Below are 2,368 nucleotides of genomic sequence, written 5' to 3' on the forward strand. Positions count from 1 at the left end.
AAAACCCCTTGGGTGTTGTATGGTTAAGCCTCACGGGCAATTAGTACAGGTTAGCTGAGCGCCTCACAACGCTTACACACCCTGCCTATCAACGTTCTAGTCTCGAACAGCCCTTCAGGAGGCTCAAAGCCTCAGGGATGACTCATCTCAGGGCCAGCTTCCCGCTTAGATGCTTTCAGCGGTTATCTGTGCCGAACTTAGCTACCGGGCAATGCGTCTGGCGACACAACCCGAACACCAGCGGTTCGTTCACTCCGGTCCTCTCGTACTAGGAGCAACTCCCTTCAATCATCCAGCGCCCACGGCAGATAGGGACCGAACTGTCTCACGACGTTCTAAACCCAGCTCGCGTACCACTTTAAATGGCGAACAGCCATACCCTTGGGACCGACTTCAGCCCCAGGATGTGATGAGCCGACATCGAGGTGCCAAACACCGCCGTCGATATGAACTCTTGGGCGGTATCAGCCTGTTATCCCCGGAGTACCTTTTATCCGTTGAGCGATGGCCCTTCCATTCAGAACCACCGGATCACTATGACCTGCTTTCGCACCTGCTCGAACCGTCATTCTCGCAGTTAAGCGGGCTTATGCCATTGCACTAACCTCACGATGTCCGACCGTGATTAGCCCACCTTCGTGCTCCTCCGTTACGCTTTGGGAGGAGACCGCCCCAGTCAAACTACCCACCAGGCACTGTCCGCACCCCGGATGACGGGGCGACGTTAGAACATCAACACGACAAGGGTGGTATTTCAAGGACGGCTCCACAGATACTGGCGTACCTGCTTCGAAGCCTCCCACCTATCCTACACATGTAGGGTCAATGTTCAGTGCCAAGCTGTAGTAAAGGTTCACGGGGTCTTTCCGTCTAGCCGCGGGTACGCAGCATCTTCACTGCGATTTCAATTTCACTGAGTCTCGGGTGGAGACAGCGTGGCCATCATTACGCCATTCGTGCAGGTCGGAACTTACCCGACAAGGAATTTCGCTACCTTAGGACCGTTATAGTTACGGCCGCCGTTTACCGGGGCTTCGATCAAGAGCTTCTCCGAAGATAACCCCATCAATTAACCTTCCGGCACCGGGCAGGCGTCACACCGTATACGTCATCTTTCGATTTTGCACAGTGCTGTGTTTTTAATAAACAGTTGCAGCCACCTGGTATCTGCGACTCCCGGCAGCTCCATCCGCAAGGGACTTCACCGCCAGGAGCGTACCTTCTCCCGAAGTTACGGTACCATTTTGCCTAGTTCCTTCACCCGAGTTCTCTCAAGCGCCTTGGTATTCTCTACCTGACCACCTGTGTCGGTTTGGGGTACGATTGCTTATTATCTGAAGCTTAGAGGCTTTTCCCGGAAGCATGGCATCAATGACTTCATCACCGTGGTGACTCGACATCGGGTCTCAGCCTTAGTGCAGAACCGGATTTGCCTAATTCTGCAGCCTACACCCTTGAACCAGGACAACCGTCGCCTGGCCCACCTAGCCTTCTCCGTCCCCCCATCGCAATAATAAGCAGTACGGGAATATTAACCCGTTTCCCATCGACTACGCCTTTCGGCCTCGCCTTAGGGGTCGACTTACCCTGCCCCGATTAACGTTGGACAGGAACCCTTGGTCTTCCGGCGAGGGGGTTTTTCACCCCCTTTGTCGTTACTCATGTCAGCATTCGCACTTCTGATACGTCCAGCATGCCTTACAGCACACCTTCAACCGCTTACAGAACGCTCCCCTACCCAATACGATAAATCGCATTGCCGCAGCTTCGGTGTATCACTTAGCCCCGTTAAATCTTCCGCGCAGGCCGACTCGACCAGTGAGCTATTACGCTTTCTTTAAATGATGGCTGCTTCTAAGCCAACATCCTGGCTGTCTGAGCCTTCCCACATCGTTTCCCACTTAGTGATACTTTGGGACCTTAGCTGGCGGTCTGGGTTGTTTCCCTCTCCACGACGGACGTTAGCACCCGCCGTGTGTCTCCCGGATAGTACTTACTGGTATTCGGAGTTTGCAAAGGGTTGGTAAGTCGGGATGACCCCCTAGCCTTAACAGTGCTCTACCCCCAGTAGTATTCGTCCGAGGCGCTACCTAAATAGCTTTCGGGGAGAACCAGCTATCTCCAGGTTTGATTGGCCTTTCACCCCTAGCCACAAGTCATCCGCTAATTTTTCAACATTAGTCGGTTCGGTCCTCCAGTAAGTGTTACCTCACCTTCAACCTGCCCATGGCTAGATCACCTGGTTTCGGGTCTAATCCCAGCAACTGTACGCCCAGTTAAGACTCGGTTTCCCTACGGCTCCCCTATACGGTTAACCTTGCTACTGAAATTAAGTCGCTGACCCATTATACAAAAGGTACGCAGTCAC

At 53.4% G+C, this 2,368-nt stretch carries 1 rRNA gene; it reads right to left on the reverse strand.

Annotation, left to right across the window (positions count from 1 at the left end):
• Window positions 1-19: 19 nt before the first annotated feature.
• Window positions 20-2,368 (reverse strand): 23S ribosomal RNA (locus L6J37_RS21115); the annotation flags it as partial.

It is taken from the genome of Photobacterium sp. WH77 (genome assembly GCF_022014395.1).
GTDB lineage: Bacteria > Pseudomonadota > Gammaproteobacteria > Enterobacterales > Vibrionaceae > Photobacterium > Photobacterium arenosum.